At 62.6% G+C, this 24,023-nt stretch carries 20 protein-coding genes and 3 tRNA genes; 8 read left to right on the plus strand and 15 right to left on the minus strand.

Annotation, left to right across the window (positions count from 1 at the left end; all coding sequences use genetic code 11):
* Window positions 1–30 precede the first annotated feature (30 nt).
* From ACQRBR_RS10400 to ACQRBR_RS10420, 5 genes are all read right to left on the minus strand, one after another.
* Window positions 31–495 carry a type III secretion system chaperone gene (locus ACQRBR_RS10400; RefSeq protein WP_427812937.1) on the minus strand — a complete coding sequence of 155 codons (465 nt, stop codon included), beginning with the start codon at window positions 493–495 and terminating at the stop codon, window positions 31–33.
* A gap of 23 nt (window positions 496–518) precedes the next feature.
* Window positions 519–2,279 carry a hypothetical protein gene (locus tag ACQRBR_RS10405; protein ID WP_427812938.1) on the minus strand — a complete coding sequence of 587 codons (1,761 nt, stop codon included), beginning with the start codon at window positions 2,277–2,279 and terminating at the stop codon, window positions 519–521.
* Between the two features lie 323 nt (window positions 2,280–2,602).
* Complete coding sequence (locus tag ACQRBR_RS10410; protein WP_427812939.1) at window positions 2,603–3,793, minus strand: MFS transporter; 1,191 nt, start codon at window positions 3,791–3,793, stop codon at window positions 2,603–2,605.
* Between the two features lie 335 nt (window positions 3,794–4,128).
* The gene (locus ACQRBR_RS10415) at window positions 4,129–4,968 is read right to left on the minus strand and encodes a hypothetical protein (RefSeq protein ID WP_427812940.1); all 840 of its coding nucleotides are present in this window, start codon (window positions 4,966–4,968) and stop codon (window positions 4,129–4,131) included.
* A complete protein-coding gene (locus ACQRBR_RS10420) occupies window positions 4,965–5,762 on the minus strand; it encodes a sirohydrochlorin cobaltochelatase (protein ID WP_168936105.1) in 798 nt (265 codons plus the stop codon). The genes ACQRBR_RS10415 and ACQRBR_RS10420 overlap by 4 nt, the downstream gene beginning before the upstream one ends.
* Before the next feature lie 106 nt (window positions 5,763–5,868).
* Here ACQRBR_RS10420 and ACQRBR_RS10425 point away from each other — a divergent pair, with 106 nt between their 5' ends.
* Window positions 5,869–6,729: an SDR family oxidoreductase gene (locus tag ACQRBR_RS10425; RefSeq protein ID WP_289616286.1), complete on the plus strand. Its 861-nt coding sequence runs from the start codon at window positions 5,869–5,871 to the stop codon at window positions 6,727–6,729.
* Between the two features lie 545 nt (window positions 6,730–7,274).
* Here ACQRBR_RS10425 and ACQRBR_RS10430 read toward each other — a convergent pair.
* Window positions 7,275–7,868, minus strand: a complete 594-nt coding sequence (locus ACQRBR_RS10430) for a hypothetical protein (RefSeq protein ID WP_427812941.1) — start codon at window positions 7,866–7,868, stop codon at window positions 7,275–7,277.
* A complete protein-coding gene (locus ACQRBR_RS10435) occupies window positions 7,868–8,686 on the minus strand; it encodes an HD domain-containing protein (RefSeq protein WP_427812942.1) in 819 nt (272 codons plus the stop codon). Before ACQRBR_RS10435 ends, ACQRBR_RS10430 begins: the two co-directional genes overlap by 1 nt.
* Window positions 8,687–8,947: 261 nt before the next feature.
* Between ACQRBR_RS10435 and ACQRBR_RS10440 the strand changes: the two genes are divergently transcribed.
* Entirely contained in the window at window positions 8,948–10,345 is a 1,398-nt protein-coding gene (locus ACQRBR_RS10440; protein ID WP_427812943.1) for a hypothetical protein, read from the plus strand.
* Window positions 10,346–10,369: 24 nt separating this feature from the next.
* Here the strand turns inward: ACQRBR_RS10440 and ACQRBR_RS10445 are convergent, their stop codons facing one another.
* The 3 genes from ACQRBR_RS10445 to purM all read right to left on the minus strand — a co-directional run bounded on the left by ACQRBR_RS10445 (window position 10,370) and on the right by purM (window position 12,581).
* Window positions 10,370–10,840, minus strand: coding sequence for a YccF domain-containing protein (locus tag ACQRBR_RS10445; protein ID WP_427812944.1), 471 nt, complete (start codon window positions 10,838–10,840; stop codon window positions 10,370–10,372).
* Window positions 10,841–11,088: 248 nt separating this feature from the next.
* Entirely contained in the window at window positions 11,089–11,448 is a 360-nt protein-coding gene (locus ACQRBR_RS10450; protein ID WP_427812945.1) for a hypothetical protein, read from the minus strand.
* 71 nt (window positions 11,449–11,519) lie between these two features.
* A complete protein-coding gene (gene purM / locus ACQRBR_RS10455) occupies window positions 11,520–12,581 on the minus strand; it encodes a phosphoribosylformylglycinamidine cyclo-ligase (RefSeq protein WP_006008254.1) in 1,062 nt (353 codons plus the stop codon).
* Window positions 12,582–12,865: 284 nt separating this feature from the next.
* Here purM and amrS point away from each other — a divergent pair, with 284 nt between their 5' ends.
* Both amrS and ACQRBR_RS10465 read left to right on the plus strand, forming a co-directional pair.
* Window positions 12,866–13,876 carry an AmmeMemoRadiSam system radical SAM enzyme gene (amrS, locus tag ACQRBR_RS10460; protein WP_427812946.1) on the plus strand — a complete coding sequence of 337 codons (1,011 nt, stop codon included), beginning with the start codon at window positions 12,866–12,868 and terminating at the stop codon, window positions 13,874–13,876.
* On the plus strand, window positions 13,873–14,376 hold the full coding sequence (locus tag ACQRBR_RS10465) for a cob(I)yrinic acid a,c-diamide adenosyltransferase (RefSeq protein ID WP_300644436.1): 504 nt from the start codon (window positions 13,873–13,875) through the stop codon (window positions 14,374–14,376). Before amrS ends, ACQRBR_RS10465 begins: the two co-directional genes overlap by 4 nt.
* A 145-nt stretch (window positions 14,377–14,521) precedes the next feature.
* Here ACQRBR_RS10465 and ACQRBR_RS10470 read toward each other — a convergent pair whose 3' ends face one another.
* Together ACQRBR_RS10470 and murA are read right to left on the minus strand one after the other, a co-directional pair.
* A complete protein-coding gene (locus ACQRBR_RS10470; protein WP_321127737.1) occupies window positions 14,522–15,277 on the minus strand; it encodes a BON domain-containing protein in 756 nt (251 codons plus the stop codon).
* 22 nt (window positions 15,278–15,299) lie between these two features.
* Window positions 15,300–16,550, minus strand: a complete 1,251-nt coding sequence (gene murA / locus ACQRBR_RS10475; RefSeq protein ID WP_303879250.1) for a UDP-N-acetylglucosamine 1-carboxyvinyltransferase — start codon at window positions 16,548–16,550, stop codon at window positions 15,300–15,302.
* 219 nt (window positions 16,551–16,769) lie between these two features.
* On the opposite strand from murA, the gene ACQRBR_RS10480 reads away from it, so the two are divergent.
* Both ACQRBR_RS10480 and ACQRBR_RS10485 read left to right on the plus strand, forming a co-directional pair.
* Window positions 16,770–16,845: transfer RNA gene (locus tag ACQRBR_RS10480), tRNA-His, on the plus strand.
* Between the two features lie 409 nt (window positions 16,846–17,254).
* Window positions 17,255–17,331, plus strand: a tRNA-Pro gene (locus ACQRBR_RS10485).
* Window positions 17,332–17,634: 303 nt separating this feature from the next.
* On the opposite strand, the gene uvrC is transcribed toward ACQRBR_RS10485, so the two are convergent.
* Window positions 17,635–19,500, minus strand: a complete 1,866-nt coding sequence (gene uvrC, locus ACQRBR_RS10490; RefSeq protein ID WP_427812947.1) for an excinuclease ABC subunit UvrC — start codon at window positions 19,498–19,500, stop codon at window positions 17,635–17,637.
* A gap of 94 nt (window positions 19,501–19,594) precedes the next feature.
* On the minus strand, window positions 19,595–20,716 hold the full coding sequence (locus tag ACQRBR_RS10495; protein ID WP_278882137.1) for a radical SAM protein: 1,122 nt from the start codon (window positions 20,714–20,716) through the stop codon (window positions 19,595–19,597).
* Between the two features lie 500 nt (window positions 20,717–21,216).
* On the opposite strand from ACQRBR_RS10495, the gene ACQRBR_RS10500 reads away from it, so the two are divergent.
* Window positions 21,217–21,954 carry a sulfite exporter TauE/SafE family protein gene (locus ACQRBR_RS10500; protein WP_427812948.1) on the plus strand — a complete coding sequence of 246 codons (738 nt, stop codon included), beginning with the start codon at window positions 21,217–21,219 and terminating at the stop codon, window positions 21,952–21,954.
* A gap of 143 nt (window positions 21,955–22,097) precedes the next feature.
* Window positions 22,098–22,174, plus strand: a tRNA-Glu gene (locus ACQRBR_RS10505).
* Window positions 22,175–22,415: 241 nt separating this feature from the next.
* Here the strand turns inward: ACQRBR_RS10505 and ACQRBR_RS10510 are convergent.
* Window positions 22,416–23,963 carry an outer membrane homotrimeric porin gene (locus ACQRBR_RS10510; RefSeq protein WP_427812949.1) on the minus strand — a complete coding sequence of 516 codons (1,548 nt, stop codon included), beginning with the start codon at window positions 23,961–23,963 and terminating at the stop codon, window positions 22,416–22,418.
* Window positions 23,964–24,023 lie beyond the last annotated feature (60 nt).

The raw sequence follows: 24,023 nt of genomic DNA on the forward strand, positions 1-24,023 counted from the left end.
CTATAGGTTATGAGAGTGAGGGAAGTTCGTCTAGATGCGCAGCATGCCGCCCATCAGGGCCGGATCCACGGCGGGCGCTTCCGGGGCGTCGGCAGCGGCATCGTCACAGGCCAGGCAGCGTTCCTGCCAGTGCTCGGCCACGTTGACGAAATTGCTCACCCAGGTGCCCACATTGGTATCGGTGAGCGCGGTCAGGGGCAGCGTGCCCTGCAGGGTCACGCCCGTATCTTCGCGGGCGGCCAGGGTGAAGCCCTGGGTCTGGTGGAAGAAGGTGTTGGCGTCCAGCAGCGCGGCGTAGAGTTCGTCACGTTTGTGCGCGGGCAGGGGGGCCACCACGGTGAAGATCATGACCTGATCCGTAGAAAGGCAGCGCAGGCTGACCTCGAAGTCATCGATACCCAACAGGCAGGAGGAATCGCCGTCGCGGGTCTCGATGCCGGGCAGGTCCAGTTCACGGGCCAGGGCGGCCAGCAGGGAAGAAAAAGCGGGGTTCATGGCAGGGGCTCCTTGTTAGGGGATCAGGCGTCCTGGGGCTGACGGGCCTGCATGCGGCAGGCCGTGAGCACGCCCTGGCCGTCCGGGGTGATGGTGTAGGTGAAGTCCGCATCCAGCGGCGACTGGGGCGGCGTGTGGTAACGCATGGTCACATCGCCGTTGGCTTCGCGGCGGATGTCGAGGTCCATGGGCGAGTGCTCGTCCTGCAGCACGCCGGTCCGGTTGCTGAGGGTGCGCACCAGGAAGACGCCGGACTGGCCCATGCTGAGGATGACCTGCCGTGCCTGCACGTCATTGTCGTCGCAGAGCAGCCGGGCCCGGATGGCCAGATTGTGCGACATGGTGGACGGCCGGCCATGCTCGAAGTCGTTCTTGTCCTCGTCGGTCATGTAGGCGATGTCCTGGATATGGACGGTGCCCTCTGCCTCCGCCGGGATGCCCACACCGCCGAAGCTGATGGTGGGCCGGTAACCGGGAAGGGCGTTTTGTGTGCCGCGGCGGTTCAGGTCTATGGCCATCTCCTTTTCCACATGGGCCATGTCGTCCAGGAGCGCCAGAGGCGTCAGCCTGGGCGGGAAGGCGAAGTCATTGAGGTCGAAGCGGGCTCCACCTTCGACGGCTTCCAGGGCCTTTTCCAGGCTCACACCGGCACTGAGCAGGAGCATGCCGGTGAAGGGGGCCGCGGGATCATCCGTGCGGGCCTGGAACATGCCCAGGAGCTTTTCATACATGGCGCTGTTGAAATCACGCTGGCTCTTGGCAGCCAGATCCTGCGGCATGGGCTCCTGGAAGCAGCCCTGCCACAGGGTCTCGCGGCTGAGGGGGCCCTGGGGCTGCTGGGCGCGCATCTCGTCCATGTGCCGCATGGCCACCATGATGAGGGCGATACCGCCGCCCAGGTTCAGCTGGGAAGCCAGGGAGGCCACCTCGCCCACAGACTGACGGGGGGCCAAGTTCATGACATCACGGAGCGTGGCGTCCCTCAGGCCCGGCTTGCCGCAGGCAAAGGCAAAGCATTGCAGGGAGGTCTGGTTGGCCGTGGAAAGATCGCGGAAGAAGTCCGCGGGCGTGCCCTGACGCCCCGCCGCGCTTTCTTCCACCAGCACGCGGTCCATGAGCTGCCCCAGCTGGGCCTTGAGTTCGCCGTCCACACCAAGATGGGTGGCGCAGGCATCCAGGGCGGCGTCGCGGGTCAGCTGCGGATCGATGCCGCAGAGCATGTAGTCCGCGGGCCGGGACTGGAGGGTCTGCATGGTCACGGCATCGGCCATGTCCTGATAGGAAAGCAGCTTCTGGCTGTTGGCCGCCATATCGTTGATGATCCGCTCGAAGGCCTGGCGCAGGGCCGGGGAGGGCTGGAGGTTGTTCTTCGCGTAAAAGTCCTGCAGCGCATGGTCCAGATTGCGGGTATCGCCCGCGCCGTTGTTGCCCAGCAGAAAACGGCGGGCCATCTCGGTGTTGGCCGGGCCCAGGGCCTGCGACATGTCCGATGCCTGGGCAAGGATGTCGCGGGCAACGCGGGCCTTGAGCGGCTTGCCCTGCTGGCGCATGGCGCTGAGCTGCGGGGCCAGGGCATCGGCGATGCCGTCACCGTACTTGTTGCGGATGGCGCCGAGGAAAGCTTCGGCAGTGGCGCGGTGGGTGGCCTTGGCGGTGAAGAAGGCGCTGACCCTGCCGGAAGTCTGGATGCCGCCTTCCGCGGTGGCGACAAGGCGGTCATGGGTGCCGGCTATGTCGGCCAGCCGGGTCAGAGAGGCAACGTTGACGCGATCGATATGGGGCATGGGATCCCTCCCGGGAAATGGTCGATAGGTACGGTACGGGATGTACGGGCAAATGCTGTCCTGGATAAAGCAAGCTTCATGCCAGTTCCTTCCAGCCTACAGGGGAAAGCCGAAAGTGTCCATTTTTCTTCGTCCAAAGGCGATTGGGCCCGGCAGGAGCAGGAGATGACGCTTCCGGACTGACAACGATGTTGTCAGCATGGAGAACGGTACGCGTCGTCATGGGACAAAAAGTGTCACGGCAGCCCCAAAGGACTGCCGTGATGCGGGCGGAAGGGATGTTTCGTCGAGGCTTTCCGGGGTCCCGGGCGACAGCGCGGCGATCAGCCTTCGTAGACCTTGTGGCTGTCCAGCCACAGCCAGCCCAGCAGGCAGGCCAGGCCCACCAGGATGGCCATGAGGGCCTGGGCCGCCACGGGGCCGGGCCAGACGGGCAGGGCGCAGAGCAGCATGGACAGGCTGCCGAACAGCAGGCCGCCGCTGTTGATGAGGGCCGTCAGGCTGCCGGTATCGTTGCGCATCTGGTTGAGCATGAGCACCGTGGCCGGGGGACGCAGGGCGCTGCCGCAAAAGCTGACGGGCGCGCAGAGCAGGGCGAAGATGAAGGGCCCCTGATCCCCCACCAGCAGCAGGCCCAGCCCGGCCACCACGACGATGCCCAGATAGGCCGAGAAGAAGAGACGCCGGGGCGCGGTGCGGAAAAAACGCTCATGCGCCAGCGGGCCCAGCATGCTCATGCCCGCATTGAAGGCGAAGAACAGGCTGTAGGCCTGGGGCGAGAGCCCGAACAGACCCTGGAAGATGTAGGATGAAAGGGCCAGATAGGCCATGAAGGGCATGCTGGTGGCGGAAAAAAGCAGCAGCAGGCAGCGGAATCCCCGGTGGCGCAGGACGACCAGCAGACGGCCCAGGGTACGGAAGGCATTGCCCTGTACCGGATGGTGCATGGTCTCGCGCAGCAGCAGCGTCCCGACGCCGGCCAGCAGGCCGCAGAGCAGCAGGCAGGCGAAGATGCCGCGCCAGTCGGTGACGGCCAGCAGGGCCCCGCCGATGACCGGGGCCAGCATGGGCGCCAGGATGGTGATGGTCTGGATCCAGGTGATGACTCTTTCCATGGCCCGGCCGCGCAGCACGTCCTTGACGATGGCCAGGGCCATGGCGCTGATGCCGCCGCTGCCGATGGCCTGTACGGCGCGCCAGAACAGCAGGGGCCAGATGGACTGGGCCAGGGCCAGGAACAGGCTGGAGACCACATAGAGCAGGGCGCCCGTGTAAAGCACGGGCTTGCGGCCGTATTTGTCGCTGAGCGGGCCCCAGAAGAGCATGGAGGCCCCGAAGAGCAGCAAAAAGCAGGAGATGCTCAGGCTGGAGAGGGCGTCCGTGGTCTGCAGGGCCTGCGTCATGTGCGGCAGGGCGGGCAGGTACATGTCGGTGGAAAGGGGCGCGAAAGCGCTCAGGAAGGCCAGATAGGCAACCAGCCAGCGGTTGCCGGGAGCAAAAACTTTTTTGGGCATACGGGAACTCCATGCCCTCGCGTGAACGAAGGCGTGGTTCCGTGCTAACCAAGTTCCGCCCGATGTGCAATGAAATCCGTTTTCGTCCACGAACGGGACAAGGGCTTTTTTCGCACAGGGTTGGCAGACAGCTCCGGGGAGGGCCTGCCGTGCTGCGCACGTCACGGCAGGCGGCGGGCGCGCTGCGGCTCAACCGTATACGCGGCACAGCCCGCACCCCGGCATCGCGCGAGGCCGTGTGGTGGCAGGGCCCGCTTTTCGTCCGGCAACGGGCAACAAAAAAGGACGGACCCCGGCTTGCGGACCCGTCCTTGTAAAATGCGGTGAGAGCGTGCCTAGCGCAGGGCGGACACGATGTCCGCAGCCGAAGGCGAGGCCAGCACCTTGCCGTCGGCGATGACGGCCGGGATGCGCTTCACGCCGTAATAACGGGAGATCTGCACGGCCTGGTACATGTTCACGTTGCCGGCATTGTAGCAGTAGCGGGCCACGTCCAGTTCCTGGCTGGAAGGTACGGCCGGACGCAGCTTGCCCATATAGGCGTAGTGGATGGGCAGGTCGGTGGACTTGACGGTGGCATCGTACTCGTTGGTGAAGGGCACGCTGCGCCCCTGCTTCTTCTGGGCGGCCTTGATGCGGTTCCATTCGCTGAGGGCGTGGCTCATGTAGTCCATGGCCTGGCCCTTACGTTCATAGCTGATCCAGATGCCCATGCCCATGAGGTCGGTACCGTAGTTTTCCGAATTTTTGGCAAAAACGGCGATCTTGGCGTCAGCGGGAGAAAGCTTGGCCGAGGCATCGCGCACGGCCTGCCAGACGCGGGCGCTGTCGGGCGAGGCAAAGTCCAGCAGCACGATGATCTCGTGCGGGGCCGTCTTGTTGCCGAAGAACACGGGGTAGATCTCTTCGCGCCAGTGGGGGCGGTAGGCGGCCTCGTCCTCGATGCTCTGGCGGTCGGCGCCCATGGCCTGCACCATGGCCATGCCTTCAGCGGAAAGAGTACGGGTGTTGGGCAGGCTCTTGTTCATCCAGGGGTTGAAGGCATTGGCTTTGGCAGCGGGGGCCGCCTGTGCCGCAGGCGTCAGGTCGGCGCTGCCGTTGCCCCCCATCAGACCACAGGCAGAGATCAGGCCGCAGACCAGCAGGGCCAGCGGCAGGCGCAGGACATTCTTCACTTTTCCTCATCCTTTTTGACAGTTGGCAAGGCAGCCACGGCATCTTCCAGATGCCGCAGCCAGATATCGGCAAAAGCGCGGTATTCGGCCGTGCCCCGCACCACGGGCGCGCAGGTGTGCCCGGCGGCCTCGATGCGGGAACGCCAGGAATCCGGCGCGTCCCCGGCCATGTCTTCCAGAGTATGGCGCCCCACCACGGAGAGCAGGGGCATGAGCCAGACACGGCGGGACGTGAGGCGCGGCAGCAGGGCCTCCAGCTCCAGGGCACCGCTCATGGTGCCCACATGCACGCGGGCGTCCAGGGCCTGCACGGCCCCGGCAAGGGCCGCATACGCGGTCACGGCCTGCTTGCGGCTGCCGTGGCCCATGAGCACCACGTCCTCGTCGGCCCGGCGTTCTTCGGGCAGGTGGGCCAGCACGGCCTGCGCGGCGGCCCGGATGTCCTCGTCACAGGCCAGCAGGGGCGTCCCTATGCTCACATGCAGGCCGTCCAGACGCCCGGCCTCGTCCGCATCGGCGCGCACGTCGGTATGTTCGCTGCCGGGGATGATCTGCAGGGGCTGCACGGCCACATGGGTGAAATTTTCCAGGCACAGGCGGCGCAGGGCCTTGAGCACGGAATCGTTTTTTTGCCGGGCACGCGTCAGACGGGTGCGCAGCAGCTCCGAAGAAAGGGCCCAGCGCACGCAAATGCCGGGAAAACGTTCGCGCACCCAGGCGTCGAACTGGCGCAGCGAGCCACGCCCCTGGGGGCTGCTCGTACCGTAGGCGACCAACAGGATAGCGGTTTTCATCTCTGCTGGTGTACGACACTTGACGCACGCTGGCAAGACGGAGCGCCTCACGGTTGACCGTGGGCAGAGGGGAGGCTACAGTGCGCTATACTTTGGAGGATTGTTCGTGAAAGCATTGGTTCTGGAGGGCTGCACCGGACTGCTGGGGCAGGCCCTGCGCCATGTCCTGCTGGGGCGCGGCTGGTCGGTGGAATCGCTGGAACGCTCGGACGGTGACATCCTGGATGCGGACTTCCTGCAGGCCCGTCTGGACAGTTGCGCGCCGGACGTGGTGTTCAGCTCCCTTGGCTGGAACACGGTGGACGATGCCGAGGACCATCCCGACGAAGTCCTGCTCTACAACCGCACCCTGCCGCACACTCTGGCCTGCCTGCTCAAGACCCGGGGGGAAGGCCATCTGGTGCACTTCAGTTCCGGGCTGGTCTTTTCGGGCCAGCACGGCAGCCCCTGGCGCGAAGAAGACGCCACGGCTCCCCTCAATGTCTACGGCAAGACCCGTCTGGCCGGGGAACAGGCCGTCTTGCAGACCCTGCCCGAACGGGCCTGCGTGGTGCGCACGGGCTGGCTGTTCGGCCCCGGCAAACGCAATTTCGTGGACGACATCCTCAATGCCTGCCACAGGCGCGACAGCATCACCATCGTGGACGACCGTACGGGCTCGCCCACCTATTCGCTGGATCTGGCCCTGTGGAGCATCATGCTGGCCGAACGTCAGGCCACCGGCCTGTGGCATGCCGTCAACAGCGGTCAGGCCACATGGTGCGAGTTGGCCTGCGAAGCCGTGGGCCTGGCCGGCAACGAATGCCGTGTGGAGCCCATCCCCTCGTCGCAATGGCCGCAAAAAGCGCCGCGTCCGCCCTATACGGTACTGGACTGCGGCAAGCTTTCCGAGTATCTGGGGATGCATCCGCGCCCCTGGACGCAGGCCCTGCGGGAGCATTTTTTCTGCGATCCGTTCGATGCCTAGAGGTATCCGGCACGGGGACAGGTCGTTCATCGACACGTTCCCGGGCACGGAGGCGCGGAGAAGAGCTCCAGGCGAGAGGCGCTCCTGTGGGCCGTCGACGGCAGTGGGGCATAGATCTTGAGTGGCGCTTCACGGCATGCGGGAGCACGGCCTTCCTGTGATGGATCAGGGACGCAAAGCCCTCCATAGCGCGGAGGGATGACATATTTCCGGACTTGCATGGTTTGGACCTGAAAGGCCACCTTCGGGCGGCCTTTCTCACAGACAGGGGACTGCGGCGCTCTGTTTTTTGTTGGTGGTCAACGCTAGGCCTGCACTGAGCCCGTCAGCCGGAGATGGTCGAGCGATGAGCCTGCATGGCGGGCAGGAAGAGCGGCAGAGCTGTTCCGGCGATGGAGGCGACGGAAGTTGTATACGACTTTTTTCACCGCAGGTATCGGCGATGACGTCCGGCTTTCCGCCAAGGAGGAGAGGAACAGCAGCTTTTCGGTGGGGCGACTTGCTCCATCCAACAAATCTCAGGGGCGCTTTGGACGCGGCGTCGTTTACAGGCGGACAGGCGCCACCTGTATCAGGGCGGCGGCCCCGGCCAGCAGGGTGCGGCGTTGTGCCGCTGACAGCCCGGCATCATGCAGGCAGCCTTCCAGCCCGCCGCGCCGCAGCCAGATACGGGCGGGCGTCGCGGGCCCCCAGGGCAGGAAGCCGGGCAGGAAGCGTCGCAGCAGGGCCGCAGGCAGGCCCAGGTTGCGTTCGGCCAGGATGAAGTCCGCCAGCCAGAGCTGCCGTGCCGCCAGGGCACAGGCCCGCAGCAGGCTCACGGCATCGGGCCAGGGCAGGGAAAACAGCACATAGCCCAGGCGCAGCCCTTCCAGCGAGCCCACAGGCAGATCCGGCAGGACGGCAAAGGGCGCCTGCGCCGTCGTTCCGGGAAGGTCGGGCAGGACATTGCAGGGCAGGGCACGGCTCACGTCCGGCCAGGGCACCCGACGACACAGGGCGGCGTACAGGCCGGGAACCGGCGGGGCCGGGCGCAAGGTGTGCAGGCGGGTCACGTCGGCAGCGGGCAGAAGGTCGCGCAGCAGGGGCGCATTGCCGGTCGCCTCCGGGGAGAAGCGGGGAGAGCTAGGACAGGCAGGCATCAGACCTCCGTGGTCGGGACAGCATCCAGACAGCGCAGCAGATGATCACGGGCCGCGGCATAGGCCGGTGTGGCGGGCAGGTCCGTCAGCAGGCGGCGCGCGTGGCCCTCAGCCACGAAGCGGGCCCGGCTGGCCGGGAAGTGCATGTCGTAGAACCATGTCCCCAGCAGCACCCGGAAATCGTTGACACTCTTCAGGTCGGCATAGGCCGCCACCCGTCCGGCCAGGGCATCGTCCAGCACTTTGTCGCTGTGGAGGGCGGGATCATCGGGCAGGCTCAGGACAACGGTGGGGCAGTAGGGCCGCGGGCCGGAAAGGTGCTCGTCCATGACACGCAGGATGTCCAGCTTGTCGGCATCACGCACGGCATGGCAGATGCGGGCCATCCCGTCCGGCAGACCCGCGGGCAGGGCAAAGCGGTTGTGCAGGCCCACGGCGGCGAGCACCAGTTTGCGGACGGCGGGCGTTTCGTCCTTCAGGCGCTGTTCGCGCTTGAGGATGCGCACGCCCCACTGGCCGTGGTTGCAGGACTCCCGGTCGCGGAAGGTATGCCAGCGCAGGTACTGCTCGAAGCGGGCGACGTCATGGTACAGGGCCGCCAGCAGACAGGCGCGGTCCAGCGGCGGTGCGAAGCGGCCGCCCGTGACGATGGCACGGGCATGGGCCAGCACCTGCATGGTGTGGTGCAGTTTGAGATCCATGGGCGAAGGATCGCCGCCGTCGCGACGACATTCCTTTTCGCGCTCACGGGCCGCGTAGGCGGCGAACCAGGCTTCATGACAGCTGATGTCCGGCAGGACGGGGGATGCGGTGTTCATGTCTCTGGATGTACGCCCCGGCCGGAAGGGAGGCAAGAGGCTAAAAGATCATACTAGATAAACAGGCAATGCTGATTATCTGATGATATACTAATGATAATATGATATAATATGTGTTTTTATGTCTATTGTGTATAGTTAATTGATGTGAAAATTAATATATTATTATTTTTACCAATGTAAAATGATTTAGGGCTGTTATTGATAGGGATAATTCGCTTAAATAATTGGAGGTTGTATATGTTTTCTAGGTTAATCAACATGGAAACAAATAAGATAGACATAAAATATATTGAAAATGTATTTTATGTTGTTTTATTGTCTATTGCTTGTGTGTTATTATATAACATATTGTCATCATTTTGCGAAGTAAAATCATTTCGTCATGATGAACTAAGATATATAGATTCATATTTTTATAAGCTTGTTACAGAAGGAAGGTGGCTTAATTATTTATTCTTCTCCGCTTTAAAAATATCAAATATAAAAATAATGGCGATTATAAATGTTATATCTTTTTTTATATTTTCCTATATATGTTTTCTAAATATATTCGAAAAAAAATTCGCTGTGTTATGTGCAATGGTTTCTCTTTTTATCCCACCCATACATTTATTAAATGAGTGGGCCCAGACCAGCATGATATCATTTCTGTTATTAGCTATTGCTGCAATAGTATACAGAAAAATATCTATGCCTCTATTCTTTTTTATTTTTGCCATATTGTTTAATGGATGTCTAAGTCATTTTTATTTTTTATTGCCTCTATTATTTATTGGTGATGGGAAAGATATTTTTCGTGCAATTTGCTATTGGTGTATTTTCTTTATTGTGGGATTTGTTTTTGCAGAATTTATGGTTTTTATTTTGTCAAATAGATTTATAACAATTGCTGATTGGCGTAATCCTAATTATATAAAAGGTATTTCTGATTTTATATGTAATGTAGAAAAAGTAGTAGATTCATTTATTGTAATCGTAAAAAAAATTGGTGTATTTCTATGGGGAGCTTTTGGAATAGCGTGCATTCTATATTTATCTACTTGGATACAGGTAAAGAGTAAAGAGAAAATTTTTCAAGTGTTATTGATTTGTATGGTTGCAATAAGTATTTTTGCTTTAAGCTTGTCAGCTGGACTGAGAGTTGACCTACGTTCTGCAGCCTGTCTTTTTATGGCATTTTTATTTTTTGTGTCTATTTCATTTAGATATAATAAATTTCTACTTTTATTATTTATATTAGGATTTATTATTCAATTTTATGTGCATAATATGAATAATATAAATTATATTAAAACAATTCCTGATATATGGATTTCTGAGCTGAAAAAAATTTCTCCTGACCCTAGAACACTCTCAGGTGTAATACTTCTTTCATCGCAGGAAGAATTTAAAAAGCATGAGAGAAAATTATTAAGAGATAATCTGTTGAAGTATGATTCAACTGAACATTTAGGGGAGTTGATGCGATGGGCTCCTGCAGCTTATGAGTTCGGATTTCGACATATACATCATGCACAATGGAAAAAAGATTATTTAAAAGATATAAAAATGGATATTGAATATGATAATTTTTTATTTAATAAGGGACTTGTATATGAATATATAATTATTAATAACTATCTTGTCCTTAGAGTGATTGATAGTTCTCCAAAGTAATATGCAGCTGTAAAAAAATCTCTCCTATTTTTTATGAGAAAAATCCTTAGCCTGACGCCAGGCGGCGGCCTGCTCGGCGGCTTCGGCCACACGGGCGTCCACAATGGTCTTGCCGATGGGGCACAGGGCCAGAGCAGCCAGTTTGACGTGCTGCCAGGCGAAGGGGATGCCGATGATGGTCACGGCGCAGGCCAGGGCCGAGAGCAGATGCCCGCAGGCGATCCAGATACCGCAGAGCAGCAGCCAGACGATATTGCCCACGGTGCCCAGCGGGCCGGTGCCGATGTCGCCTTCACCGGTGAGGACGTCACGGGAGACCGGCATGCGGCCGAAGGGCATGAAGGCGAAACCGGCCATGACGAAGCAGGCCCGGCCCCAGGGGATGCCGATGATGCTGATGAAGCAGAACACGCCCGCGATGCACCAGAGCAGGCCGGTACCCAGACCGAAGGGGAAGAACCAGAGGACATTGCCGAGACAACCCAGAGCTTGCATGGGGGACTCCTGAAAAGACGTGGATGGAGCATCCATGCTACACGGGGGCGGGGTGGCTGTCCATGTGCCGGGGGAGGGATGGGCGAAGCGTGCGGGGGACATGTCGCATGGCAGGGGCACCTTCCGCTTTTTATCGAGGGAGAAGGCCCTCACGCAGGATGGCCGTCGGACAGGAGGACAGGCAGGATCAGGCAATGATCCCGGTCGTCTCCGTCATGGAAGGAGAGCGGGCCGGAAAAGGCGCAAGGCTACAGTTCCGGCAGGAAAAAATGGAAGGAGGCCAGCATGGCGGCCAGCAGACAGAGCTGGATCAGGACCACCAGCCAGCAGGTCTTGCGGAAGGCGGCCAGACGGCCACGGGCACGCACGCACAGGATGCGGGCCTCGTCCCGCACCTGACGGAGGGCCGTCCGTTCCTGTTCCGGAAGGGCGACGGACGCGGCGTCGAGAGCCGCTCCCAGCGCATCGAGCCGGGCCCGGAGCGCTGCCTGTTCCCGCTCCAGTTCCCGCAGTGGTGATGACGGACGGCGGGAGGCCGTGCGCGTGGCCTTTGCGGGGCCCTTGGCCTTGCGGGGCAGGAACCGCCCCAGCCATGCTTTGCCGTTCATGAAAGTCCTTTGCTAAGAAAAAAGGGGGAAGGCGCAGGCCTTCCCCCTTGAGGATCGGATGCAGGACGAGGCTAGGCCTTGTCGAAGTTGACGACCACCTGTTCGCCGTCGCCGTTGCGGCGGGCGATGGTACCGATGGACCAGGCGGACATGCCGAAGGCCTGGATGCGGTTGATGGTCTCTTCCACCTGCTCTTCGGGCAGCACCAGCACGTAACCGATACCGCCGTTGAAGATCTGCAGGATCTCGGGCCAGGAAAGTTCGCCCACTTCGTGCAGCCACTTGAAGACCGGGGGCATTTCCCAGCTGCCGAAGTCGATGTGGGCTTCCACCTGATTGGGCAGCACGCGCGGGATGTTGTCGTAGAAGCCGCCGCCGGTGATGTGGGCCATGCCGCGCACGTCCAGGTCGCGCAGCAGGGAGCGGACCACTTCCACATAGATCTGGGTGGGGGCCAGCAGCACGTCACGCACGGTGGCGCCGTCGGCACCCGGGAAGGGATCGTCCGGGCCCAGGCCGCTCTTGTCCAGGATCTTGCGGGCCAGCGAGAAACCGTTGGAGTGCAGGCCGGTGGAGGCCAGACCCACGATCTTGTCGCCCACACGGATGCCGGAACCGTCCACCAGCTTGGCGTTGTCCACGATGCCCACGCAGAAGCCGGCCAGGTCGTATTCGCCATCGCCGTACATGTCGGGCATTTCGGCGGTCTCGCCGCCCAGCAGGGCACAGGCGGACTGGCGGCAGCCTTCGGCCACGCCGCTGATGACCGTATGGGCGGTATCCACATCCAGCTTGCCGGTGGCGAAGTAGTCAAGGAAGAACAGGGGGGTGGCCCCCTGGACCAGGATGTCGTTGACGCTCATGGCCACGAGGTCGATGCCCACGGTATCGTGCTTGTTGAAGGCAAAGGCCAGTTTGAGCTTGGTGCCCACGCCGTCGGTGGACGAAACAAGCACGGGGTCGCTCATGTTGCCGATTTCAGGTCTGAACAGGCCCCCGAATCCCCCGATGTCGGAGATGACCCCCTTGGTATGCGTGCGCTGCACCAGATGCTTGATGCGCGCCACGAGATCATTGCCGGCCTGGATATCGACGCCGGCTTCGGTATATGCTTTTGCGCGATCTGTGGACATGAGTATCCTCCTTGGTGGGAGACACCCTAGCAAAAAATTTGCCGAATCCCAAGCAGCTTTTTGGAGGAAATCCCGGCAGGGGGAGATTTTCGGTCACCTTTTTTCTCGTGGCAGCGGAGATTTTCCCCTGATATACCGGAGTGGCGGGCTTCCTGTTTTCTCCGGGCGGCAGGGACGGGTCCGTACGTGGAGGATGACGGTCCGGTGCAGGTGGTGAGAGGACAGGCGGAGAGGAAGCGTGGTACCGGCCGTCAGACCGGCACAGGCTGCCAAGGAGGGCGCTTATGGAAAGCATGTTGTGGACACGGCTGACGGACGGCAGGCTGCGCTGCGGGCTCTGCGCCCATGCCTGCGTGCTCTCACCGGGGCAGCGGGGACGCTGCGGTGTGCGCTGCAACCACGAGGGGCATCCGCGCTCGCTGGTGGACGGGCTGGTGACGGGCGTGCAGGCCGACCCGGTGGAAAAAAAGCCCCTGTATCATTTCCTGCCCGGCAGCCGGACCTTTTCCGTGGGCAGTGCCGGATGCAATTTTTCCTGCCGCTTCTGCCAGAACCATCATATCTCCCGTGACCCGCTGGAGCAGGAGCGCATCCGCGGGCACGAAGCCACGCCCGAAGTGCTGGTGGAGGCGGCCCTGCGCACATCCTGCCGCAGCCTGGCCTTCACCTACAATGAACCCACGGTCTTCGTGGAACTGCTGGCGGCCACGGCCGCGCTGGGGCAGGAGCGGGGCCTGCCGTCCATCCTGGTGAGCAACGGGTTCATGAGCCCCGGCTGTCTGGAGCTGCTGGGGCCCCTGGTGCGGGCGGCCAATATCGACCTGAAGGCCTTCAGCGAGGATTTCTATCATCACTATTGCGGTGCCCGCCTGCGGCCCGTGCTGGACAATCTGGTGCGGATGCGCGCGCTGGGCTGGTGGCTGGAGGTGACGACCCTCATCCTGGAAGGTCTCAATGACGGGGAGGCGGAACTGCGGGCGCTGGCACGCTTCATCCGCGACGAGCTGGGCGCGGACACGCCCTGGCATGTGACGGCCTTTCATCCCGCCTACCGCATGACGGATCATCCGGCCACAAGGGCGGAGACCTTGCGGCGCTGCCGGGACATCGGTCTGGAAGAGGGACTGCGCTTTGTGTATACGGGCAATGTCTTTTGCGCGGGCGGCGGCGACACGCTCTGCCCGCAGTGTGGTGCCCCCTGCCTGGAACGGCAGGGATGGCAGGTTATCATGAGGACGGACACAGGCGTCTGTCCGCGATGCGGCAGCAAGCTGCCGGGAGTATGGGAATTATGATCATCGTCTATACGGGCAACGGCAAGGGCAAGACCAGCGCCTGCATCGGGCAGGCCATGCGGGCCCTGGGCCGGGATTTTGCCGTGGGTTTCGGCCAGTTCATGAAGCAGCCGGGCTGTGCCGGGGAACAGACCGTCCTCGCGCGCCTGCTGGGAGATGATTTTCTGGCCGGCGGCAAGGGCTTTTTGCGGCGCGAGGAAGATCGCCCCGCCCACAGGGAAGCGGCCCTGGCCACACTGGACTGGGCCCGGCAGCGTCTGGAACGTCTGGACCTGCTGGTGCTGGACGAAACGCTCTATGCTTTGAAAGCGGGCATCCTGGAACGGAGCGAAGTGGAAGGGCTCATGGACGCAGCGCGTCGTGCCCGGTGCCATCTGGTACTTTCCGGCCGGGATGCGCCGGACTGGCTGGTGGAAGCCGCTGATCTGGTCACGGAGATGGGCGAGATCAAGCATCCCTGGCGGGCGGGCATCAAAGCCGCGCCGGGCATCGAGTTCTAGGGCGGGACGTTTTGTCGTCATCGGCCGTCCCGTGCCGTGCACATTAAAAAAGGAAAGGGCCCGTTCCATCAGTGGAGCGGGCCCTTCGTATGAAGGAAGATCGTTTATGTCGGGGCGTGGCCCCGAAGATCCTGGGGAGTTTGGGTTATACGGCCCCGGCGGCCTCGTCGCCCACCGGCGGCGGAGGCGGTGCCGTGGGCGGGGTCAGCTTGTGCGAGGAGTTGGCCGGCGGCATGGTGGGCACGTTCTGGGCCGCGGGCTGGGCAACCGGTTCCGTGGACGGAGCTGCGGCGGGTGTGGCCGCGGGTTGTGTGCCCTGGCCCGCGCCGGGTACCACCTGGCCCTTGGGCACGGGCATGTCGGCCTGCTTCTGGGGCAGCATCAGATAGCTGATGACCTGCTTGACGCCTTCCACCTGGCGCGCGGCACGGATGGCCAGCTTGCGTTCGGCCTCATCCTTGACCACGCCCAGCAGGACCACGCGCCCGGCGTTGACTTCCGTATCGATGCGGGTGGAGCTCAGGCCCGAGGTGCCGATGAGTTCCGTGCGCAGCTTGGTAGCCAGGACAAAGTCGCCGGTGTCGCTCTTGGCCGGCGTGAACCAGTGGGAGGTGACGGAGCGCACGCCCTTGTGGCGGCGCGCAAGGCGGATGGCCTGGGAGCGCATCTTCTCGGGAGCTTCGCCCACCAGGAAGACGTGGCCGTAATAGCAGTAGACCTTGATGCCCCAGCCCTGGGAAAGATTGGCGTCCATGAGGTCGGACTTGATGCCCAGGGAGATCTCCTTGTCATCGCTGATGGTGCCGCTCAGGCGCTGGTCGTCGTACACGCCGTACAGCATGCCGCAGCCGCTGTTGAGCATGAGGCAGCAGAGAAGCAGCAGGGGGACGATGTAACGCATGTATCCTCCTTGCGCCGGAGCGCTATTCCTTTTCACGCCGGATACGGGCACCCACGGCGTTGAGCTTGTTTTCGATGCGTTCATAGCCGCGGTCCAGATGATAGATGCGCTGGACATGGGTCGTGCCGCGGGCAGCCAGACCGGCCAGCACCAGCGAGGCGCTGGCACGCAGGTCCGAGGCCATGACCGGAGCGCCGGTCAGACGGCTGACGCCGCGCACCATGGCCGTATGGCCGGAGATCTTGATGTCCGCACCCATGCGCACCAGCTCCAGCACATGCATGAAGCGGTTTTCGAAGATGCTCTCCTCCACCATGCTGGAGCCTTCGGCCAGGCACATCAGGGCCATGATCTGGGCCTGCATGTCGGTGGGGAAGCCGGGGTAGGGGCGGGTCTTCACGTCCGCGCCGCGCAGCACGCCCTGGTAGCGGGCCAGCACACCTTCGGGACGCTGCTCGATGGCCAGGCCCATGCTTTCCAGCTTGGCGATGACGGATTCCAGTTCGGTGAAGGGGCAGTTTTTGAGCAGCAGCTCGCCGCCGGTGATGCCCGCCGCCACCAAGAAGGTGCCGGCCTCGATGCGGTCGGCCATGATGGCATATTCCGTGCCGCGCAGGCTGCTGACGCCCTTGATGTGGATGGTGCTGCTGCCGTGGCCTTCGATCTGCGCGCCGCAGGAGATGAGGAAGTTGGCCAGATCCACCACTTCGGGCTCGCGGGCCGCGTTTTCCAGCGTGGTCTCGCCATCGGCCAGCACGGCGGCCATAAGCAGGTTTTCCGTGCCGCCCACGGTGGGCATGTCAAAGGTGATGTGGGCGCCGCGCAGCTTGTCGCAATGGCCCATGATGTAGCCTTCTTCCAGCTCGAAGGTGGCGCCCATGAGCTCCAGGCCCTTCAGGTGCTGGTCCACGGGACGGGCGCCGATGGCGCAGCCGCCGGGCAGGGCCACGCGGGCCTGGCCGATACGGGCCAGCAGCGGGCCCAGACAGAGCACCGAGGCGCGCATGGTGCGCACCAGATCATACGGAGCCTCGGGCAGCAGACTGCCGGGCTTCAGCTCCACGCGATGATCGTCATAGCTGCAGGAGCAGCCCAGCACGTTCAGGAGCTTGATGGTGGTATGGATGTCGCGCAGGTCGGGCACATTGGTGTAGACCATGGGCGCGTCCAGCAGGATGCCGGCAAAAAGAATGGGCAGGGCGGCATTCTTGGAGCCGCTGATATCTATGGTCCCTTTGAGCGGCGTACCGCCTTCGATAATAAGCTTGTCCATCAGGATCCTCGTGCGGCCTGCAGGCTCCGGCCTGCGGCGCATGCTGGGGGTTGCGGCAGCGGTCCCGTCCCCGTGCGGGACTGGTCCGTGCTCCGGCAAAACATGGTGTTTGGAGCCGGTATCGGATGCTAGTTTTTTTTCTAAAAAAAATCCAGAAAGAGAAATGTAAATTTTTGCTTGCATATTTTTCGGGATGTGCGTATACACGTCTTCGTTACGGCGGAAGTAGCTCAGTTGGTAGAGCACCTGGTTGTGGCCCAGGTGGCCGTGGGTTCAAGTCCCATCTTTCGCCCCATAAGGAAATCCCCCCGCTTTCGAGCGGGGTTTTTCTTTTTCTGCCGCCTGGTTGCGGTCTGACAAACCCTCAGCGGCACTGTGCCGGGAGCCCGGGCCGGGAGTCTGAGAGGACAAGTCCCGCTTCTTTTGGCTGCACGGAAAAAGACATGCCGCGTTCGCAGGGGAGGGCCTCCGGGAGATCCTTTCCCGGCAGGGAGGGAAGGGGCTGGTCCGTCCCGCGTGTTCCCTCTCGTCCTTATCTATAGGTGGAGCCCTGTCCGCGGTCGTCATCTGCCTGGCGAGTGAAAGAGGCCCGTGGCCCTGTCCCGCAGGAGGCGGCTTTTCCCTCAGGGCAGGCAACGCCCTTGGGCTCCAGGACGGGCCGCCCTTGCCAAAGCAGGGCCTTTTGCGTACAAAACATCCCATCACGGAGCGTGGCGCAGCATGGTAGCGCACCTGCTTTGGGAGCAGGGGGTCGCTGGTTCGAATCCAGTCGCTCCGACCATCAAAAAATCAAGAGGTCATACCACGATGTGGTGTGACCTCTTTTTGTTTGGGACCGATGCCGCCACCAGTTCCATCAGTGAGCATTGCAAACGGTGAAAGACATGAGAGCGCGGGCAGCGGTACCTCTCATATTTTCACTATGTTCGGGTAGTCCTTGTTTGGAGGAAAAGGCAGTCCTGCTCCTCCCTCATACCCTGTCTGCGTTTTTGTCGGGAGGGCCAGTTTTTTCCTTCCCGCCATCCTGCAAGCCGTGGCAGAGCGGGAAGACGGGGAGAGAGCGGGGAGGCGTGCTCCCGTTTCCTCAGCCCTCCAGACCTTTCAGTTTTTCGTGCAGTAGGGCGGCCCTGGAAGCCCCGATGCCCGGCAGGCGGCGCAGATCGTCCACACTGGCGGCCCGCATGGCCTCCAGACTGCCGAAGGTCTCCCAGAGCAGGCGTGCCGTGGCCGGGCCGATGCCGGGCAGGCGCATGAGCTCGCCGGAAAGGGCGGCCTGACCGCGCGCCTTGCGGTGACGGCCGATGGCGAAACGATGCGTGGCGTCACGCACGTTCTGCAAAAAGAGCAGCTCCGCGCAGCCTTCGCGCAGGGGCAGGGGATTGCTGCGGCCGGGCAGGAAGATGCGGTCGGCCACATTGCCCGCGCGCCGGTCGGCATGGCCCGCCTCGTCCCGGGCCTTAGCGATGGCCGCCAGCGGGAAGAAGTCCGGCTTGCCCGCATCGTTCAGGGCACGTTCCACCACGGCCAGCTGGCCGCGGCCCCCGTCGATGAGCATCAGATCGGGCCAGGGGGGGCCGCTTTCCAGACGCCGGGCCACCCAGGCATAGAGCGTGCCGTAATCGTCGCCGCCGTCGGGCATGGCATAGGCCCGGTACTGGTCAGGGCTGGGGCGGCCGTCCTCATAGACCACCATGCCCACGCGGGTCTGGCGGCCGCCGGTATGGGAGACGTCCACACATTCGATGCGCCGGGGCGCTCCCGGCAGGTGCAGGGCCCGCGCCAGCCGTTCCGGCAGGGGCGTCTCCTCCAGCTTTTCGCGCCGCCGGGCCTCTTCGCGGGCATTGGACTGGGCCACGTCCACCAGACGGTTGTCGGCCGGATTCTGCGGCGCCACCAGTCGTACCGGGCCGCCGCGCCGTTCGGAAAGGGCCTGTTCCAGCAGGATGCGCTCGTCGGGGGCCTCGTCCGTGCCGCCGTCTTCCCCGTCAGTCTCCTGCACGGCTGCGGGCAGCCAGGGCAGCAGGATGCGCGGCGGCGGGGTGAGCTGTTCATAATACTGGCCCACGAAGGAGAAGAGCAGCTCCGGCGCGTCGTCGAAGGTCAGGCCAGGCCAGTAGAAAGCCCGGCCGTCGGTCATGGCGCCGCCGCGTACGAAGACCAGCCCCAGGGCCAGGCCCCGTTCCGCCTGGAACAGACCCAGCACGTCCATGTCGCCGCCGCCGGGCAGGACCGTGGCCTGTCGTTCCACGGTCTTTTCCACGGCGCGGATCTGGTCGCGCAGCACGGCGGCCTGTTCGAATTCCAGCGCTTCCGCAGCGGCTTCCATGCGGCTGTGCAATTCCTTGAGCAGGGGATCGGCCTTGCCCTGCAAAAGGTCGCAGACGCGGCGCACGCCTTCGAAATAAGCCTCGGCCGTGACCAGGCCCATGCAGGGGGCCGGACATTGGCCCATATGATGGTAAAGGCAGGGGCGCACACGGTTCTTCATGGCCCGGTCGGAGCAGCGGCGCAGGGGGAAGGCCCGGTGCAGCAGCTTCCAGGTCTCGCGGGCGGCCAGCGAGGAGGTGAAGGGTCCAAAATAGCGGGCCCCGTCGCGCCGGGCCTTGCGCACCACCTCCAGCCGGGGGAAGGGGTGCTTGATGTTCACGCGGAAGAGCACGTACTGCTTGTCGTCACGCAGCACGATATTGTAATGCGGCCGGTATTTCTTGATGAGGCTGGCTTCCAGCAGCAGGGCTTCCTTTTCCGTGGTGGTGGTCAGAAATTCGATGCTCTGCGCGTGGGCCAGCATGGCTTTGGTCTTGGCGGGCAGGCCTTCGGGGCGAAAATAGGAGAGCACGCGGCGGCGCAGGATGCGCGCCTTGCCCACATAGATGACCTGGCCTTTGCCGTCCCGGTACAGATAGACACCGGGCGAGAGGGGGATGGAAGAGGAATCGGGTTTCTGCATGGCCCCATGCTACAGGCGGGCGCGGAGCAGGGCAAGCTATGGCAGGATGCGGGGAGCAGGGGGCTTCCCTCCCGCTCCCCATAAAGATATCGCCCTACGGGCAGCTGATGACGCCCTCGGACCAGAGGCAGCCGCCACAGGTGGGGGCATCGTTGCCGAAGCAGTCGGTGAGGCCCTGTTCCCAGTTTTCGCACAGGCTGCACCGGTAGCAGGGCGAGAACTCGAAATTGCGTACCCGGCGGCGAAAGTCGGCATAGTCCGGGGCGTTCCAGATCTCATCCAGGCCCTGTTCCGCCAGATCGCCGAAAAAGTGGCTGCGGGTCTCGCGCTGCTTCTGGCGCCAGTAAAGGGTGGCATTGCGCAGCAGGGACATGCAGGGGCTGACATGGCCGTCGAACTTGACGAAGGCCATGCCCTCGTCGATGAAGCGGCAGTGCCGGGCCGCCCGGCTGACGCGCTGCCCGGAAAGGTAGACGCTGCACATGGAGGTGGAGAGCAGGCTGCGCAGGCCCTCCTGGGCCGCAGGGTCCTGCCAGTCCATGAGCGGCAGGTGGATGCGCGGCGAACTTTCCATGGGCGCGGGATCGCCCAGGCCCCAGTCCACCACGTTGTTATAGAGCACTTCCGAGGCCGTATGCTCGTCCGTGGGGATGACGTTGGAGATGTTGACCTCGTTCACCTTGTAATAGGTGGAAAAATAGGGCAGCAGGGCCAGCTCGTGGGCATTGCTCTTCATGACCACGAAGGCCACGCCCAGACGCACGGTCCTGTCCAGACGGGCGCGCTGGCGGTTGAACTCCACGATATGTTCCTTGACCAGCGCCAGCTGGCTGTTGCGGCGGATCTGCGCATAGCGGCCGTCGTCCAGGGCGTCGATGGACAGCCAGAGCATATCCAGACCGGCATCCAGCAGCTCGGCCGTGCGCCGGGCATCCAGCAGGGTCCCGTTGCTCAGCAGCTCCACGCGCTTGCCCAGCGAGGAGGCCGTGCGCACCATCTCCACGATGTCCGGGTGGGCCAGGGGCTCGCCCATGCCGCCGAAAAAGACGGTCTCCACGCTGTCGGGCATGGTCGTCATGGCCTTGTGGAAGGTCTCCGGCCGCATGTCGCCGATGACCTCGTTCTTCCAGCTGTTGCGGAAACACATCTTGCAGCGCAGATTGCAGCGCGCTGTGGGTTCTATATAGAGCTTTTTCAGACAGTCATCGGACGGCATGGACTTCTCCTGCTGTGCGCGGGCCGGGAAGGCGGGCGCCGGTTGGGCGACGGTCTTTCCGACATAGCACAGTCCGGGCAAAAGGTCGATGCTGCACGCTCCGGGACGGGGATGTTGTTCCTTTTGGCACATGCGGCGGCAGGGGGGCGAGGTGGATGCCATGGGCGGGGCTCCGCAGCCGTGGTCACAGGCGGACTGCGGGAACTCGCCGGACACCGCAGCACGCGCCCCCTTGGGGGACAACGGCTGTTGTCGTCCTTTCCGGCAGGGGGCATCCCGCCTCCTTTGTGCGCATCGGGAGGCCTGCGGGGCGGCAGCGTGGCCTCCCGTCAGCTATTGCGCCTTGCTATGGGCAGGGCCAGGAAGGGAGGAATGGACATCATCCCTTCGGGATGGCAGGAGAAAGTCCATTCTTGTCTTGCCGCCGGGGGCAAAGCCCTGTAAGAGCCATGACGGCGGCGGGGGCACGGCCCCATGCCGGGGCGAGAAAGGAGGATGCCATGCCCGATGCACTTGATATCTTTGTTTTTGTCTGCTGGTTCGCCGGTGGTTTCGTCTCCGGTGTCAGCGGCATCGGCGGCACCATGTTCGCCTTTCCCTTCCTGGCGCTGGCCATCCCCATGCATGCGCTCATCCCTCTGAGTTGCCTGGTTTGCTTTTTCAAGGATGCCTGCATGATCGCCATGCATGTGCGCTTTTGCCGCTTCGATGCCATGCCCTGGCTGCTGCTGGGCGCGGTGCCCGGCTCTTTCGCGGGCGTCTATCTGTTGCAGATCTGTTCCGGCGCCGTCCTGCAGGGCATCGTGGGCATCCTGCTGCTGTTCTTCGTGTACTGGCAGCTCTATGTGCATGGGGGGCGCGGCGGCGGGGCCCGCTTGCAGCCGGTGGGCGTGGCCTGCGGCTTCGGCGCCGGTCTGCTGGGCACGGGCATCGCCCTGGACGGGCCGCCCATGGCCGCCTTTGGCCTGGCCGTGGGCTGGGAGCCGCGCGTCTTTCTGGGCACGGTGAGCGTTTTCTTTATGCTGCGCGGCGTCATCACTCTGGTGCTGCAATGGTGGCACGGCTTCTTCACGCCCGAGGTGCTGGGCATGGCCATGTACGGGACCCCCGGCGTGATGCTGGGCAGCCTGGCGGCCTTCCCTGTGGTCAAGCGCATCAACGTGCTTTTGTTCCGCCGTGTCCTGCTGGGCATCATCGCCATCTGCGGCGTGGTCTGCCTGGTGCGCTCCATCTGGTAGGTGGCGGACAGCAGGGAAGGGCAGGCCGGATGATCGGGCGGGTTGCGACGGCTATTTCCGACCCTTTCAAAAAAATTTTGCAGATTCCAAAATTTTTGCTTGACCTCCGGCAGCATTTCCCATACATAGAACGAGTTCGACGCGTCCCCATCGTCTAGCCGGCCCAGGACAACGGCCTTTCACGCCGTCGACAGGGGTTCAAATCCCCTTGGGGACGCCAACAAGAAATCAAGGCACCTGCAGTGATGCAGGTGCCTTTTTTATTTCAGGCCCTTGCGGGAGACCGCGAGGGCTTTTTTGTTTGGGGTATGCTTTGCGCGAGCGTCCACGGGGAATTGGGCTGCCTCAGGCAAGGTCGTGTGTCCTGTGGCGGAAATCTGTTTTTTCGAACAGAACAGCCGCCGCATCCGGGAATCCCGGACGGACGGCGGCTGCGGGAAACAGGCCTTGAGGCCCGCAGGCTAGAATTTATAGATAAAGCTCACGTTCATGTTCCAGGCATCCTCGGTGCTGTTGGCGGCGTAGCGGCGTCCTCCGGCGTGGTAGCCGCCCCAGACATCCGGGCTGTTGTCCAGCCACAGGGCGATGTAATTGGCCTCCACCAGCAGTTTCAGGTTTTCGTGGAGGGCATAGGTGCTCATGATGCCCACTTCCATGGCCCGGTCCCTGTCGGTCAGGTAGAGTCCGTAGTAATTGGCGGTATTGAAGTCCGTCCCGTTGGGGCGGACGATGTCCGGGCCGCCGGCCCCCTTGATGTGGCGGGCCATGCCGGCGCTGTTGGTGCCCTGATAATAGTTGAGATGGATCGTGTGGCGCAGGTCTTCGAAAAAACTGATGTCGCACACGCGCAGGCCCAGGCCCCAGGTGCCCACCAGCGTGGAGCCCAGCAGGGTGTCCCGGCCCAGGGTCCAGGTGCCCAAGGTGCCGAAGCCGGCCACGCTGCTGGTGCTCTCGTTGTTGGCCTCGATGGTGGGCATGCGCTCGGAGCCGTTGGCGGGATCTCCGTCATCGCCGCTGCTGTACCAGCCGTAGATGCCTGGAGTGCCCCAGTCCAGCGCGTATTCGGCCAGGGCCGAGGCATACCAGCCGTGGCGGTCGAGAGCGGTATCCCCTGTGGACATGCTGCCCCAGGCCGCGCTCCAGGCCAGACGCAGCGGCCGGGCCGCCGTGATCTCGCCGGTGAGGCCCGCCCAGAAGGCCGTGGCGTAGGCCAGGCTGTTTTCACGGCCATCGAAGCGATAGGCGGATGGGGACAGGCCGATGCCGTAGCTCCCTTCGCTGTTGCGGCTGTAGAACCGTCCGTTGCCGTAGCGGAACGCGTTCTTGCCGATCGTTCCCAGCAGCGCCCAGGGGGTGAGACGTATATCCTCGGACGTCACCGGCAGCAAAAGGCCGAAGAAGTCCGCATTGTCCAGCCAGCCGCTTTGGCCGCCATCGGGGGCGGCCCAGTTGTCATTGAAGGCCCGCGCCCAGAAGGCCGTCAGGGACAGATGTTCCGTGAGCGGGGCGGCGACGCTGATCCCGGCCACGTCGGCATCGAAGACCTGTGAGGCATCGGTGACGAAATCGGGCAGGAAGATGCGTTGCAGGCCCATGCGTGCCTTGATCCTCGTGCCGGGAAGGTTCCAGTCCAGATAGCTGTGCTTGATCTTGGCGATCTGGCCGTCAGCCCCCAGGGCCCCGCCGCTGCGGGCACGGCCCCAGGTGGCTCCGCCTATCTCGAAATAGACGCTGCCGGAAAGGGCATCGGACACTGCGGCATCCAGTTGCAGGCGTACGCGGTTCTTGGCCTCGAAGCGGTCCTCACCCCAGCGGCCCCAGCCTTGGGCGTTTTTCCCCTCCCTGTCTTTGCGAACGAAGCTGCCGCCATCCCCGTATTCGAGCATGGCGATCCAGACACCTTTGACACGAAAATCCACGGCATGGGCTCCGGGTGCGGTCATGAGGCCCCCCAGCAGGGCCCCGGCCAGCAGGGCAGCGGCTGCGCCATACGGCTTGTTTTTCTTCATCTGTCCTCCTCTGAAATGTGTGGCATGTTTTTAAAAAGCGTGCTACGATTTTCTGGTAGC

The sequence above is a fragment of the Desulfovibrio sp. SGI.133 genome (assembly GCF_050313955.1).
Classification (GTDB): domain Bacteria; phylum Desulfobacterota; class Desulfovibrionia; order Desulfovibrionales; family Desulfovibrionaceae; genus Desulfovibrio.

Excerpts from the sequence above, each read along its gene's own strand:
- ACQRBR_RS10410 (WP_427812939.1), bottom strand. The coding sequence starts at position 3,793 with ATGCCCAAAAAAGTTTTTGCTCCCGGCAACCGCTGGCTGGTTGCCTAT.
- purM (WP_006008254.1), bottom strand. The coding sequence starts at position 12,581 with ATGTCCACAGATCGCGCAAAAGCATATACCGAAGCCGGCGTCGATATC.
- ACQRBR_RS10465 (WP_300644436.1), top strand. The coding sequence starts at position 13,873 with ATGATCATCGTCTATACGGGCAACGGCAAGGGCAAGACCAGCGCCTGC.
- ACQRBR_RS10450 (WP_427812945.1), bottom strand. The coding sequence starts at position 11,448 with ATGAACGGCAAAGCATGGCTGGGGCGGTTCCTGCCCCGCAAGGCCAAG.
- ACQRBR_RS10430 (WP_427812941.1), bottom strand. The coding sequence starts at position 7,868 with ATGCCTGCCTGTCCTAGCTCTCCCCGCTTCTCCCCGGAGGCGACCGGC.
- amrS (WP_427812946.1), top strand. The coding sequence starts at position 12,866 with ATGGAAAGCATGTTGTGGACACGGCTGACGGACGGCAGGCTGCGCTGC.
- murA (WP_303879250.1), bottom strand. The coding sequence starts at position 16,550 with ATGGACAAGCTTATTATCGAAGGCGGTACGCCGCTCAAAGGGACCATA.
- ACQRBR_RS10445 (WP_427812944.1), bottom strand. The coding sequence starts at position 10,840 with ATGCAAGCTCTGGGTTGTCTCGGCAATGTCCTCTGGTTCTTCCCCTTC.
- ACQRBR_RS10440 (WP_427812943.1), top strand. The coding sequence starts at position 8,948 with ATGGAAACAAATAAGATAGACATAAAATATATTGAAAATGTATTTTAT.
- ACQRBR_RS10420 (WP_168936105.1), bottom strand. The coding sequence starts at position 5,762 with ATGAAAACCGCTATCCTGTTGGTCGCCTACGGTACGAGCAGCCCCCAG.
- ACQRBR_RS10435 (WP_427812942.1), bottom strand. The coding sequence starts at position 8,686 with ATGAACACCGCATCCCCCGTCCTGCCGGACATCAGCTGTCATGAAGCC.
- uvrC (WP_427812947.1), bottom strand. The coding sequence starts at position 19,500 with ATGCAGAAACCCGATTCCTCTTCCATCCCCCTCTCGCCCGGTGTCTAT.
- ACQRBR_RS10510 (WP_427812949.1), bottom strand. The coding sequence starts at position 23,963 with ATGAAGAAAAACAAGCCGTATGGCGCAGCCGCTGCCCTGCTGGCCGGG.
- ACQRBR_RS10400 (WP_427812937.1), bottom strand. The coding sequence starts at position 495 with ATGAACCCCGCTTTTTCTTCCCTGCTGGCCGCCCTGGCCCGTGAACTG.
- ACQRBR_RS10495 (WP_278882137.1), bottom strand. The coding sequence starts at position 20,716 with ATGCCGTCCGATGACTGTCTGAAAAAGCTCTATATAGAACCCACAGCG.
- ACQRBR_RS10405 (WP_427812938.1), bottom strand. The coding sequence starts at position 2,279 with ATGCCCCATATCGATCGCGTCAACGTTGCCTCTCTGACCCGGCTGGCC.
- ACQRBR_RS10470 (WP_321127737.1), bottom strand. The coding sequence starts at position 15,277 with ATGCGTTACATCGTCCCCCTGCTGCTTCTCTGCTGCCTCATGCTCAAC.
- ACQRBR_RS10500 (WP_427812948.1), top strand. The coding sequence starts at position 21,217 with ATGCCCGATGCACTTGATATCTTTGTTTTTGTCTGCTGGTTCGCCGGT.